Origin of the sequence: Streptomyces sp. P9-A2 (assembly GCF_036634175.1) — a bacterium.
Classification (GTDB): domain Bacteria; phylum Actinomycetota; class Actinomycetes; order Streptomycetales; family Streptomycetaceae; genus Streptomyces; species Streptomyces pratens.
Map to the genome: position 1 here is coordinate 5,120,149 of NZ_JAZIFX010000001.1, position 13,837 is coordinate 5,133,985.

The window sequence follows — 13,837 nt, forward strand, 5'->3', positions numbered from 1 at the left end:
CATAGCGCAGCAGGTCAAGCGGGCTTTCAAGTACCGCTTCTACCCCACGGACGAGCAGGCAGCAGAGCTGTCCCGCACGTTCGGCTGCGCCCGCCTCGTGTACAACAAGGCGCTGGAAGAGCGCACCACCGCCTGGTACGGCGAGCAGCGCCGCATCTCCTACATCCAGTCGTCGGCCGCCCTGACGGAGTGGAAGAAGACCGAGGAACTCGCCTTCCTGACGGAGGTGTCCTCGGTGCCGCTTCAGCAGGCCCTGCGCCACCTGCAGACGGCGTTCGCGAACTTCTTCGCCGAGCGGGCGAAGTACCCGCGCTTCAAGTCGAAGAAGAAGTCCCGGCAGTCGGCCGAGTACACGCGCTCCGGCTTCACGTGGCGTGACGGCAGGCTGACGTTGGCAAAGATGTCCGCCCCGTTGGACATCCGCTGGTCCCGTCCCCTTCCCGAGGATGCCAAGCCGTCCACGGTGACCGTTTCCCGCGACGCCGCGGGCCGCTGGTTCGTGTCCCTGTTGTGCGAGGACACCATCACCCCGGCTCCGGCCACCGATCAGGCGGTCGGCATCGACGCCGGGATCACGTCGCTGGTGACGCTGTCCACCGGGGAGAAGGTCACCAACCCCCGCCATGAACGCCGTGACCGGGCCCAGCTGGCTCGCGCGCAGCGGGAACTGTCCCGGAAGACGAAGGGATCGGCGAACCGGGAGAAGGCCCGCCGGAAGGTGGCCCGCGTCCATGCGCGGATCGCCGACCGGCGCCGGGACTTCCTGCACAAACTGTCGACTCGACTCGTCCGTGAGAACCAAACGGTCGTGATCGAGGACCTCACCGTCCGCAACCTGGTCAAGAACCACACGCTGGCGCGCGCCATCTCGGACGCGTCGTGGACCGAGCTGCGGACGATGCTGGAGTACAAGTGCGCCTGGTACGGGCGCACCCTCGTGACCGTCGACCGCTTCTTCCCCAGCTCGAAGCTGTGCGGGGTCTGCGGCACGGTGCGGGAGAAGCTGCCGTTGAGCGTCCGCGAGTGGACGTGTGACTGCGGCGCGGTGCATGACCGCGACGTGAACGCGGCACGCAACATCCTGGCCGCCGGGCTGGCGGCGTCTGCCTGTGGAGACGGTGTAAGACCTCAACGGGAGTCCTCCCGGACGGGGCGGTCGTCGGTGAAGCAGGAAACCCGGCGGGCAACCGCTGGACTCCCCCGCTTCTAGGCGGAGGAGGAAGTCAAGTTCTTCACCTACCTGAGGCGCGAACTGCGCCGCCGCAGAAAGGCGGCCCTCGTCGTCGCCTCCGGTCTCGCACTCGGCATCGCGCTGGTCATCGTCGTCAGCTCCGTGTCCTCCGGGATGGGCAAGGCGCAGGAAGGAGTTGACCCATGTACGAACTCAAAGGCGTCACCCGGCGCTACCCCCGGGGCAAGGAAACCGTTCACGCCCTCGACGGCGTCGACCTGACGATCCCCGACGGCGACCGGCTCGTCATCCAGGACCCCACCGGCGGCGGCAAGTCCACCCTGCTGCAGATGCTCGGCGGACTCGACCGTCCCAGCTCCGGCGAGATCATCCTCGACGGCACCGACCTGGCCAGGCTGCCCGAGGCCCGGCTCACCCGGGTGCGCAGCGAGAGCATCGGCTTCGTCTTCCAGTCCTTCAACCTGATCCCGACCCTCACCGCACAGGAGAACGTCGAGACCGCGCTGGTCCCGCTCGGGGTGAGGACGAAGGAGCGGCGCGAGAAGGCGGCCGAGGCGCTGGCCGCGGTCGGACTCGGCGAGCGGCTCGGGCACCTGCCCGCCGAGATGTCCGGCGGCCAGCAGCAGCGGGTGGCCATCGCGCGGGCGCTGGTGAAGGAGCCGAAGGTGCTGCTCGCCGACGAACCCACCGGAAACCTCGACGAGTCGATGCGCGACGAGATCATGGAGGTCCTGATCCGGATGTGGAAGGAACTCGGGCTCACCTTCGTCATGGTCACCCACGACTCGACCCTGGCGAAGCAGGCCCCGCGCGTGGCGACCATCCGCAAGGGCCGCATCACGGTCGAGGAGAACCCGGGCGCCTGACCGCCACCGCCGCGCGGCAGCGTTCCCCGTACGCGGAACGCACGGGGAACGCACGGGGAACGACGCACGCTTCCGATCCGGGGTACGAGCCCCGCGGCCGGGAGCGTGTGGCCGCCCGTCACTTTCCCGCGGAGAGCTGTTCGTCGGCCGTCGCGGGGTCCGGGCACGGGGCGCAGGGTTCGCGCGTTCCGGCGCGGCGGCCGGCGGCCGGTGGTCGACGGTCGGCGGCAGTGCCTGAGTGCGGTCGTCGGCCGTGTCGGACACGGGGCCGCGTGCGCGGGAGGCCCGAGCGGGCGGGCCAGCACGCGGGGCGCCCGACGGTGCGCTCCCGGCCGGGGTGGGACCTCGCGGCCGGGAGCGCGTTGTCGTCGGTCAGGTGCCGGCGAGGAGGGACTCCAGCGCCGTCGCCGAGTCCGGATGACGGGCGGTCAGGACCGCGCCCGCCGGGGCCGCCGGGGCGGCGGTGGGTGCCCAGCCCTCCGTGCAGCCGAGCAGGTCCGCCACCGCGTCGCAGGTCGCCGGATGCGCGGTCAGCAGCGCTGTGCCCGCCACGCCCGCCGTGCCCGCCGGGGCGGTGGCCGGTGCCCACCCTTCCGCGCGGCCCAGCAGCTCCGCCAGCGCGTCGAACGCGGCGGGATGAGCCGGTGCCAGCGCGACGCCTCGGCGGACACCGGCCGCCTGCCCCGCCGCCCGTGCCGCGCGGCGTACAGGGACCGGAGCCGGTGCGCGCCACGGCGGCACCCACGCGTCCAGCGCCGCGAGCCGGGCCGGGAAGATCCGTCCGGCCTCGCGGATCAGCAGCGGGGCCAGGTCCGCGGCGCCCGCCCGCAGCGTGCCGATCAGCGTCGGGAGCCATGGCAGCAGCACCGCGTCGGGCAGCCGCCCGAACGCGTTCGACACCGCCTCCACGACCACGTCCGCCAGACCCGGCACCGGCTCCAGCGCGTGCACGAAGCCGCTCAGGTAGCGCGGATACGCGGGCACCACCAGCGGGTTGGCCAGCAGTTCGTCGCACCGCGCCCGCAACCGCTCGCGGGAGAGGGTGCCGAGCTGCACCTGCGCCGCCCACAGCAGTGCCGTCTTCGACGGGTCCTCGGGGTGGGACTGCGCGACCGACAGCTCCAACTGCGTCCTGTCGCAGCCCAGCGAAAGCGCCAGGCTCTCCATGCTGAACAGGAAGCCCAGCATCGCGGCGACCTGACCCGTCGTCGCGTCCTCGTCCGTGAACGCGGTCGGCAGCAGGGTGCAGTAGTGCGCGTAACCGGCCTTGACGAAGGACTCGAGCCACGGCGGCAGCACCGGCTCGCTCGTCCGGTAGTACGCGAGCAGCCGGCGCACCCGGCGCAGCACCTCCGGCGCCCCGTCGACACTGCGCTCGGACGTCAGGACCGCCAGCGCGCGCGTGCCCAGCTCGTCGGTGAGACGCCGGCCGCCGCCCAGGTACAACGCCGCGTCCTCGACGGCTTCCAGGACCGCCGCCGCCGTCGCCTGCGGAGCGTAGGCGGCGCGGCGCAGGCGCTGCTCCAGGACCTGCTCGATGCTGACGCCGTCGTAGCCGAGCTCGATGAGGGCCCGCTGGTGGGTGCCGAGCGCCAGGTCCCACGACTCCTGGACCGACCGCTCGCCCAGCGCGCGCTCGCCCATGACGGTCCGGGCCGCGCCCTGCGGCAGCAGCCGGCGCAGCATCCACAGCACGTCGGAGCAGTCCCGCAGCTCCGGCCGGGACGCCATGTCCAGCAGGGCCCGCCGCACGCCCCGCTGCTGGAGTTTCAGCCCCAGCGGCTCCAGCCGGTCGTGCACGTCGCGGGCCAGGGGAGGCAGCGAGTCGTAGCCGACCCGGCCGACCCGGTCGCCGCCCATCATGATCTCGACGAGCCGCCGGACGTCCCGCCGGCCCGGCACCGCGTCCTTCTCGATGCAGGTGACCGCCGCGTCCTGGAAGTCGTACGGCGTGGGCTTGGCCCGGTCCCGCATCCCGGCGAGCAGGATCGACGTCTCGAAGACGGCGATCGCGTCGGCGGTGGAGGCGAGATAGCCGCCTCGCCGGGCCGCGCTCACGATGTCCACGGACCAGCCGACGAGTTCGGCCTCGTCCAGCGCGTCCAGGACCGGCCGACGGCCCAGGAAGCCGGACAGCATGTCCGTCGCGGCGGGCCGCGCCGCCCCCGCCGCCGGTACGGCGGTCTGCTTCGCCCGGGACTTCTTCGTCCCGGCCTGGCCCGCCAGCCGGTACGGCCGGACCCGGGTGCGCTCGAGGCTCTTCGCCCACTCGGTCGCCGCGATGGACACCGAGCCGGCGGCGAGACCGAACTGCGCCTCGATCGCCGCGTGACTGGACGGGATGAGCCCGTGCTGCCAGGTGGTGGCGGAGCGCGGCGAGATCTCGTACGCGGCGGAGCCGGCCACGCCGAACTCCTCCACCCTGCTGGCCGCGTGGAACGCGCCGCAGACGTACAGGCAGTCCTCGGGGTCGGTGCCGGTCGCGGCCAGGTGCTCCCGCATCCGGGTCCACATGTACCGCTCGCGGTCCTCGTCGACCCGCACCCGTGACGGGTCGCCGGGGGCGAGCCGCCGGAACAGGCTGCCGATGAGGAACATGACCTGGCGGTAGGTGTCGTGGTCGCCGTCGCCGAGCGGCAGCTCGACGTACTGGTGCCACCACTCCGACCAGTGCCGCACCTTGCCGTGCCGCAGCAGGTGCTCCTCCAGTTCGGCGAAACGCGGCCGCAGGTCGCCGATCTCCACGCCGACGGCCTCGCCGTGCAGCGCGGTCTCCGTCGCGTCCTCGTCCGCGGCGGTCCCGTCCGCGGCGGTCCTGTCCCCGTCCGGCCCGTCCCCGGCCGTCTCCGGGGTGTCGCGGCCCCGGCTGTCCCACTGGAAGACGTGGTCGGAGGACCGGTCGACGAGGACCAGCTCGACGTCCGGCGTGTCCAGCGCGTACGCGATCGCCTGGTACTCGGCGGACGCCTCGGTGATCGGTGCGACCACCGACAGCGGCGCCCACTCGGGCGGGAAGCCGTCCACCTCGCTCGCGAACGCCTGGACGGCCACCGGGAGACGGCAGTTGCGCAGTTCGGTGAGGAGCGGCGCCATGTCCTCGCACAGCTCCAGGTACACCACCTTGGGCTGCTTCTCGCGCAGCCGGCGGGCCATCGCGAGGGCGGAGGCGGGCGAGTGGTGGCAGACGGGGAAGATCTCCAGCGGCTCGCGCACCGCGCGGTCCACGTCGTCGACCATGCCGAGGAGGATGCCCTCCAGGGCGTCCGGCCCGCCGGCGAACGTGGCCGCGGCCTCGTGGAGCTGTCCGCGCAGCCCCGCGAACGTGTTCTCCCGCGCCGCGCGCGTGCTCTCCCGCACGACGGGCGCGCTCTCGGGTGCGGCGCTCATGACAGCGTCGCGATCGCGTCCCGGCCGCCCTCCAGGAACTCGGGCCACGAGCCGCCCTGCTCCTTGCTGCGCGGCTCGACGACACCGTGCAGGTACTTGTTGAGGATGGCCAGGTCCTCCGGCTCACGGCGGGCGAGGGAGCCGACGAGCGAGGAGGCGAGGGAACGGGCGGTCAGGGTGCGCTCACCGAAGAAGTTGCTGTGCAGGACCGCGTCCTCCAGCACACCGATCTGCTCGGCCGTCGACAGCGCGGACTCCAGCTTCTCGTCGTCGCTGCCGGCCGCGGCGGCGGAGGCGCGCAGGTCGGCGAAGCTCTGGAGCAGCACGTCGAGCAGGGTCGGCGGCACCTCCAGCTCTATCGAGTGACGGCGCAGCAGCTCCTCGGTGCGGAAGCGGACGATCTCGGCCTCGCTCTTCTTGTTCGTCATGACCGGGATGCGGACGAAGTTGAAGCGGCGCTTCAGCGCGGACGAGAGGTCGTTGACCCCGCGGTCGCGGCTGTTGGCGGTGGCGATGACCGAGAAGCCGGGCTTGGCGAAGACGATGTTGTCGCTGCCGCCGCTCTCCAGCTCCGGCACCGAGATGTACTTCTCGGAGAGGATGGAGATCAGCGCGTCCTGGACGTCGCTGGTGGAACGCGTCAGCTCCTCGAAACGGCCGATCGACCCGGTCTCCATCGCGGTCATGATCGGCGAGGGGATCATCGACTCCCTGGACTGGCCCTTGGCGATGACCATGGACACGTTCCAGGAGTACTTGATGTGGTCCTCGGTGGTGCCGGCCGTGCCCTGCACCACGAGGGTGGAGTTGCGGCTGATCGCGGCGGACAGCAGCTCGGCCAGCCAGCTCTTGCCGGTGCCGGGGTCACCGATCAGGAGCAGGCCGCGGTCGGAGGCGAGGGTGACGATGGAACGCTCGACGAAGCTCCGGTCGCCGAACCACTTCTGGGAGACCTCCCGGTCCAGGCTGTCGGAGCGCTCCGAGCCGAGGACGAACAGCCGGACCATCTTCGGCGACAGCCGCCAGGAGAAAGGCTTGGGACCGTCGTCGACCGACTCCAGCCAGTCCAGCTCCTCGGCGTACTTGATCTCGGCGGGCGCGCGCAGCAGGTCGGACATCAGGTGAGGGCCTTTCCGTTCAGGGCTCGAAGAAAGAAGTCGGGAGAAGCTGGGGAGAAGTCGCGAGAAGGGGAGGGAAGTCCGGGCGGGAGGGAACGGACGGATCAGGTGAGAAACGTCTTGAGCTCGTGCACGAGCTTCTTGATGTGACCGGAGATCACCGGCGTGCCGAGGTCCTTGAAGCGCTCCCGGAACCACGGGTTGACGCTGCCGCGCCCGGCGCTGGTCACCGAACCGACCGGGATGAACTTCGCGCCCGAGCGATGGACGGCGGACATGCTCTCGAACAGCTCGTCGGTACGCCATTCGTAGAAGTCGGAGATCCACACCACGACGGTGTTGCGCGGCTCGGCGATCTTCGGCTGGGCCAGCGCCATGGCCACGGTGCCGTCCGTGCCGCCGCCGAGCTTGGTGCGCAGCAGGGTCTCGAACGGGTCGTGCGCCCAGGGCGTGAGGTCCAGCGCCTGGGTGTCGTAGGCGATCAGGTGGACGTCCACCTTCGGCAGCCCGGCGAAGATGGAGGCCAGGATGGTGCAGTTGACCATCGAGTCGACCATGGAGCCCGACTGGTCCACGACGACGATCAGCCGCTGCGGTGTCGTCTTGCGGCTGGTGTGCCGGTAGTAGAGGCGGTCGACGTAGAGCCGCTCCTCCTCCGGGCTCCAGTTGGTGAGGTTCTTCCAGATGGTCCGGTCGATGTCGAGGTTGCGGAAGACCCGCTTCGGCGGGACGGACCGGTCGATGTCGCCGACCGTTGCCTTCTCCACCTGGGTGCGCAGGACAGCGGAGACCTCGTCCACATAGCGGCGGATCAGCGACTTGGCGTTCGCCAGGGCCACGCCGGAGAGGTTGTCCTTGTCCCGCAGCAGCTGCTCGATCAGGGACATGCTCGGGGTCAGCCGCGCGGCCAGCCGCGGGTCGGCCAGCACCTCGCGCAGCCGCATCCGTTTGACCAGACCGGCCTCGAGGGAGCCGAGTTCCGGGCCGATGGCGGGGATCAGCCGGCTGAGGTCGGGTGTGCGCCGGCCACCGCCGGTACCGGTGGGGCTGACACCCTGGCCGCCCGCGCCGGCACCCACCGCCCCGACGCCGCCCGCGCCGGCGCGTCCGCCCCGCAGGTCGCCGGGCCGGCAGCCGAGCGCCCGCTCCAGCCAGCCCGCGTCGGACTGCCAGCGGGACAGCTGCTCGGCGGTGACGGCGCCGCAGCCGGTGGAGAAGACGTTCAGCAGGACCTTGGAGACGAGGGCCGCGCGCCGCACCTCGGCGGCCCGGTCGCGGGTGTCGTCCTCCTCCGGCCCGGGGGCCATCAGCCCGTCGAACTCGGCGGCCAGCTCCGGGTGCCGCTGCACCACGGAGTCGACGGAGGCGCCCGGGTCGAGCAGCGCGGACGGCAGCCCGATGTCCTCGACCACGGCCAGGCTCGCCGACTCCAGCGAGGCCTGCTCCTCGGGGTCGAACAGCCGGGCCAGCAGCCGCCAGTAGAGCACCTGGCGCCGGTTGTCGTTCGGGTCGGGCACGGCGGACTCCGCAGGTGCGGAGGGCCGGGACGGGCCGGGCACAGTGGTCGGTGCGGTGGTGGGGTCGGTCATTTCCGGAGCAGCCTTCCGGCTCGTTCGCGGAGCGCGTCGACGGCGCCGGTGGCGGCCTTCTCCGCGCGGACGCCGGCCTTGTCGGTGGTGCCTCCGGCCCACGCCCCGGCGTGCACCGCGACGGCCTTCTTCCGCACGGTCTTCTCCACGGCCAGCGGCTGGACGTGGAACTCCCCGGCGTCCCACCGGAGCAGCGCGATGCACGCGCCGGACACGGCGACGGCCTCGGCGGTGAGCGGTCCGGCGGCCGGTATCCGGTCGGTGTCGACGGCCAGGCGGTGCCCGGCGATCCGGAACGCGACCCCGTCGTCGTCCTGCTCCGCCTCGTACCCCTCCAGCAGGACGGGGACGGAGATCCGGGCCGGGTGCCGGTCCAGCGGCGCGGTCGCCGCCGCGGCGGCGGTGGGCAGGGCCACGCGCGCGGTGGCGAGGGAGTCGGCCGGCTCGCCCATGCGGGCGTGCGCGCCGTCCCAGACCAGGTCGCCCTCGGCGGTGACGGGCATCGCGCCGAGGTCCATCGCGCGGCCCTCGCTCACCGCGGTCAGCAGGGACAGGTGGGGGCGCAGCAGCTGCCACAGGCCCGCCCCGACGACGGTGTCGGGCTTCGGGACGGACGCGGCGGCCCGTACCAGCCGGGACGCGCCGCCGTCGGCGGGCTCGAACACCGCGTGGACCTGGGCCTGTACGGCGGTCGCGTGCTCCTGCACGTCGATCCCGAGCGGCAGCAGACGACCGGTGGCCGTGTCCGCCGCGGGGGCGCCGGTCGCACCCGGCAGCGTCAGGAGCAGAGCGCGCGACCACAGGTCCGCCCACCGGCGTACCGGGATCCGCTCCAGGGTGGCCCCCGGGCAGGACGCGGCGAGTTCGGCGGCGAACCCGTCCAGCAGCGTGGCCTGCCGGCGCAGCGCCGGGTCGGGCAGCATCGCCGTGACGACGGGCGCGGCGCCGCCGACCAGCTCGTGGTCGATGCCCTGCCAGCCGGCGCGCGCGAGGTCGCTCAGCCAACTGCGGGCGGCGGCGAGGAGGTTCGCGGTGTGGTCCGCGCCACCGGCCCCGCCCGGGGCGGCCTCCTCGGCGACGGGCCGGCCGACGGCCTCCGTCACGCGGGCGGTCAGCGCGTCGTGCACCGAGCCGAGCAGGGCGGCTCGGGCGGCGGCGAGCGCGACGAAGTGGTCCTCGCCCGCGGCCCCGGCCACCGTCTTGTCGGCCGCCTCGGCGACGCGCGCGGCGAGCGGGGTTCCGGCGACGGCGTCGGCCAGTTCCACCACACCGGCGGCCTGGTCGGGCTGCGGCCGGAGCAGACCGGCGACGAGCGCCGCGTCGAAGGCGTCCACGGCCGCGAGGGCCTCGTCGAGACCGTCGACGGGGTCGAACAGCAGATCGGCACGCATCAGGCCACCGCCCTCGTCGTCGGGAACCACTGCATCTCGGGCAGCGGCGCGGTGCTCGGCGCGAGCTCCAGGTACGCCAGGTGCCGCAGGAACCGGCTGAACACGGGCGCCGCGGCCGAGGTGTCGCCCTGCGCGGGCCGCGTGCGCGTCATGGCGGTGGTGACGGAGTCCGCGTCGAGCCCGCCGTCCGCCACCTCGACCTTCAGGTACCGGGCCACGCGCTCGGCGCCGTACTGCAGCACGGCCTCGTCGACCAGCGCCCGGATGTGGTTGCAGAACCACCCGCGCGCGCCGCCGCAGGGGCGGTTGTTGTTGGTGCTGCACGCGAACGCGTAGGTCCCGGCGGCGACGGACGACACGTACACGCGCCCGATGTCCGACCCGCTGGAGACCACCCCCTGCAGCCGGCCGTCCGCCAGCTCGACGAACGGCACCTTGGACAGCTTCCGCGGCCTCGCGGGCGGCACCACCCGCGCCGTGCTCGACTTCTCCCAGACGGACAACGCACCATCTCCCCTGCATGCGAAAGCAGATGTCCACGCCACCTCGGCGCAACACGATCGAAGCTATCCCCGACCACTGACATCGAGAGTGGTGCGCAGGTCCCGGGAGGCGGGGCTCGGGGTTCGGGCCCCGGCAGCCGGACGCGGATCCCACGCGCCCGTCCGCGCGCCCCCAATTCGTCGATCCCGTAACGGAAGCCCGGCGGTGGTGTCACAGATTCCCGTCGACTTGGGGTTCTCCCCAGCAGCCCCTTGAGGCGCTTGAACACGGCTCGGCATACTGCATCATCCGGGGGGTGCGCACATGCGTACGAGACCACCCCCGGCCGGGTGATGGGGAATCAGCCCGGTACATCAGCTAGGGGGAACCTTGCGCAGACAAGTGAAGAGAGCGCGCGCGACGGGCGCGGCCATGGTCGCCACGGCAGCCGCCGTGGCGCTCGTGGCGGGCATGACCGGCCCGGCGTCGGCGAACGGGGAACGGACGGCCGCGGACACCGCGGCCGGTACCGCCGCACAGACGTCGTCCTCGCTGAAGGCCAAGCACCGCATCACCCTCATCACCGGCGACCGGGTCGCCGTGGACGCCAAGGGCCGCGTCGTCGGCCTGGAGCGGGCCAAGGGCCGGGAGCACATACCCGTCCAGATCCGCAGGTCCGGCGGCCACACCCACGTACTGCCGGCGGACGCCGCCCGGCTGATCGCGAGCGGCCGGCTCGACCGGCGGCTCTTCGACATCACCGAACTCGGCAAGGACTCCACCCGACGCTCCCAGCAGCGCGGTCTGAAGGTCATCGTCGGGTACCAGGGCCGCGCCGCCGCCGCGAAGTCCGACGTCCGCGACGCGGGCACGCTCCGCCGGACCCTCGGCACCCTGAACGCGGACGCCGTGCAGACCCCGCACGAGGACACGCCCGACCTGTGGAAGGCGGTCACCGACGGCGACCGGACCGCGTCCGGCATCGCCCACGTCTGGCTCGACGGCGTCCGCAAGGCCGCCCTGGACAAGTCCGTCGCGCAGATCGGCACCCCCAAGGCGTGGGCCGCCGGCTACGACGGCAAGGGCGTGAAGATCGCCGTCCTGGACACCGGTGTCGACGCGACCCACCCGGACCTGAAGGGCCAGGTGACCGCGTCCAAGAACTTCACCACCGCGCCGAACACCGGCGACAAGGTCGGCCACGGCACCCACGTCGCCTCCATCGCGGCCGGTACCGGCGCCAAGGGCGGCGGTAAGTACAAGGGTGTCGCCCCCGGTGCCAAGATCCTCAACGGCAAGGTCCTCGACGACTCCGGCTTCGGTGACGACTCCGGCATCCTCGCCGGCATGGAGTGGGCGGCCGCGCAGGGCGCCGACGTCGTCAACATGAGCCTGGGCGGCGGAGACACGGCGGAGATCGACCCGCTGGAAGCGGCGGTCAACAAGCTCTCCACGGACAAGGGCATCCTGTTCGCCATCGCCGCGGGCAACTCCGGCCCCAAGTCGATCGGTTCGCCCGGCAGCGCCGATGCCGCCCTCACCGTGGGCGCCGTCGACGACAAGGACAAGCTCGCCGACTTCTCCTCCACCGGCCCCCGCACCGGCGACGGCGCCGTCAAGCCGGACGTCACCGCGCCCGGCGTCGACATCACGGCCGCCTCGGCGAAGGGCAACGAGATCGCCAAGGAGGTCGGCGAGAAGCCGGCCGGCTACATGTCCATCTCGGGCACGTCGATGGCGACCCCCCATGTCGCGGGCGCGGCCGCGCTCCTGAAGCAGCAGCACCCCGACTGGACCTACACGGAGCTGAAGGGCGCGCTCACCGGCTCCACCAAGGGCGGCGCGTACACGCCGTTCGAGCAGGGCTCCGGGCGGGTCCAGGTCGACAAGGCCATCCAGCAGACGGTGATCGCCGACCCGGTCTCGGTGAGCTTCGGCGTCCAGCAGTGGCCGCACACCGACGACAAGCCCGTCACCAAGCCGCTGACCTACCGCAACCTCGGTACCAAGGACGTCACCCTGAAGCTGACGTCCACCGCCACCAACCCCAAGGGCAAGGCGGCCCCGGCCGGCTTCTTCACCCTGGGCGCCACTACGGTGACGGTCCCCGCGGGCGGCACGGCCTCCGTCGACTTCACCGTCAACACCAAGCTCGGCGGCACCACCGACGGCGCGTACTCGGCGTACGTGGTCGCGACCGGCGGCGGCCAGAGCGTCCGCACGGCCGCGGGCGTGGAGCGGGAGGCCGAGTCCTACGACGTGACGCTCAAGGTCCTCGGCCGCAACGGCAAGGCGACCGCCGACTACATGGCCGGCCTGAGCGGCACCTCCGGCGCGGCCACCGACGAGTGGTACATGCCCTACGACCCCGACGGCACCGTCACCGTCCGCGTACCCAAGGGCGACTACGTCCTGGACGCCGCGGTGTTCGCCGGCTCCGACCCGCAGAAGTTCGACGGCGCCGACTGGCTCTCCCAGCCGAAGCTGAGCGTCACCAAGAAGACCACGGTCACGCTGGACGCCCGTAAGGCCAAGCCGGTGAAGATCACCGTGCCGGACAAGGCGGCCAAGCCGGAGTTCGCCTCGGCCGACTACACCGTGGAGACGAAGAACGGCCTCTACGGCTTCGGCTGGTGGCTGGAGTCGTACGACAACTTCCGTTCCGCCCACCTCGGCCCGCAGATCACCGACGGCTCGCTGAGCCAGCAGTGGGACGCCCACTGGAGCAAGGGCACCAAGGCGCAGTACGACACCGTCGCCGGCGGCAAGGTCAAGAAGCTCGCCACCGGCTACACCCGCGCCTACAAGGCGTCCGAACTGGCCACGGTGCAGGTCGGCCTGGGCGCCGCGGCGAGCGGCAAGAAGGGCGCGCTCAGCGCCATCGGCTGGCTGCCGGACAGCTACTCCGCCTCCTCGGTCGGCATCCCGCAGACCCTGCCCGGCACCCGCACCCTGTACCTGTCCACCACGGGCGGGGTGCAGTGGGGCCTCGACTTCGAGCAGCAGAGCGGCGTCGACGCCGAAGGCTGGCCGATCATCGACTCCGGCTACACCTTCGGTGGCGCCTTCACCTTCAAGGCCGGCAAGAAGTACTCCAAGACCGTGAACACGGCCGTCTTCGGGCCGCGACTCACCTCGGACTACGGCCTTTTCCGCGAGGGCAACGACATCTACGGGTTCCTCCCGCTGTTCGCCGACGGCAAGGGCAACCCCGGCTCCTCGAAGTTCACCTCGGTCACCACCAGCCTGTACCGCAACGGCACCAAGGTCGGCTCCCACGACGACCCACTGTTCGGCGAGGAGGCGTTCAAGGTGCCCTCCGCCGACGCCTCCTACCGGCTGACGACCTCGGTCAAGCGCAGTTCCAAGGTCGCCGCCGCGTCCACCCGCATCGACGCGAGCTGGACCTTCCGCTCCAAGAAGGTCTCCGGCATGAAGCAGCTGCCCGCCTCCTCGGCCCGCTTCCAGGCGGTCACCGGGCTGGACAGCAAGGTCACGGCGGGCAAGAAGGTCACCTTCCCGGTCACCGTCGAGGGCGCGGCCAAGGGCAAGAACCTCAAGTCGCTGACGGTGTGGGTCTCCTACGACGCCGGGAAGACCTGGAAGAAGACCACCGTCACGAAGGGCAAGATCACCGTCAAGAACCCCGCGAAGAAGAAGGCGATCTCCTTCCGCGCCAAGATCACCGACAAGAAGGGCAACACGTCGACGATCTCGATCCACAACGCCTACTACGGCAAGTGAGCCGGCCGGCCCACTGCTGAGCAGGGGCGGGGGCCCGCCGGAAGCCATGGCTTCCGGCGGGCCCCCG

Annotated in this window: 8 protein-coding genes; 3 read left to right on the forward strand and 5 right to left on the reverse strand. The window is 72.0% G+C overall.

From position 1 onward, the window contains the following. Nucleotide 1 precedes the first annotated feature (1 nt). Together V4Y04_RS23430 and V4Y04_RS23435 are read left to right on the forward strand one after the other, a co-directional pair. Entirely contained in the window at nucleotides 2–1,210 is a 1,209-nt protein-coding gene (locus tag V4Y04_RS23430; RefSeq protein WP_332432975.1) for an RNA-guided endonuclease InsQ/TnpB family protein, read from the forward strand. Nucleotides 1,211–1,374: 164 nt separating this feature from the next. Beyond that, nucleotides 1,375–2,058, forward strand: a complete 684-nt coding sequence (locus V4Y04_RS23435) for an ABC transporter ATP-binding protein (protein ID WP_332430284.1) — start codon at nucleotides 1,375–1,377, stop codon at nucleotides 2,056–2,058. A gap of 372 nt (nucleotides 2,059–2,430) precedes the next feature. On the opposite strand, the gene V4Y04_RS23440 is transcribed toward V4Y04_RS23435, so the two are convergent. The 5 genes from V4Y04_RS23440 to V4Y04_RS23460 form a co-directional block, all read right to left on the reverse strand. Continuing rightward, complete coding sequence (locus tag V4Y04_RS23440; RefSeq protein WP_332430285.1) at nucleotides 2,431–5,445, reverse strand: hypothetical protein; 3,015 nt, start codon at nucleotides 5,443–5,445, stop codon at nucleotides 2,431–2,433. After that, nucleotides 5,442–6,563 (reverse strand): ATP-binding protein, encoded by a 1,122-nt coding sequence (locus V4Y04_RS23445; RefSeq protein WP_332430286.1) that lies wholly within the window; start codon nucleotides 6,561–6,563, stop codon nucleotides 5,442–5,444. The genes V4Y04_RS23440 and V4Y04_RS23445 overlap by 4 nt, the downstream gene beginning before the upstream one ends. Nucleotides 6,564–6,667: 104 nt before the next feature. Further along, the gene (locus V4Y04_RS23450; protein ID WP_332430287.1) at nucleotides 6,668–8,152 is read right to left on the reverse strand and encodes a vWA domain-containing protein; all 1,485 of its coding nucleotides are present in this window, start codon (nucleotides 8,150–8,152) and stop codon (nucleotides 6,668–6,670) included. Further along, nucleotides 8,149–9,573, reverse strand: coding sequence for a hypothetical protein (locus V4Y04_RS23455; RefSeq protein WP_332430288.1), 1,425 nt, complete (start codon nucleotides 9,571–9,573; stop codon nucleotides 8,149–8,151). The genes V4Y04_RS23450 and V4Y04_RS23455 overlap by 4 nt, the downstream gene beginning before the upstream one ends. After that, nucleotides 9,543–10,046, reverse strand: coding sequence for a hypothetical protein (locus V4Y04_RS23460; RefSeq protein ID WP_332430289.1), 504 nt, complete (start codon nucleotides 10,044–10,046; stop codon nucleotides 9,543–9,545). The genes V4Y04_RS23455 and V4Y04_RS23460 overlap by 31 nt, the downstream gene beginning before the upstream one ends. Before the next feature lie 412 nt (nucleotides 10,047–10,458). On the opposite strand from V4Y04_RS23460, the gene V4Y04_RS23465 reads away from it, so the two are divergent. Continuing rightward, nucleotides 10,459–13,770: a S8 family peptidase gene (locus tag V4Y04_RS23465; protein ID WP_332432976.1), complete on the forward strand. Its 3,312-nt coding sequence runs from the start codon at nucleotides 10,459–10,461 to the stop codon at nucleotides 13,768–13,770. Nucleotides 13,771–13,837 lie beyond the last annotated feature (67 nt).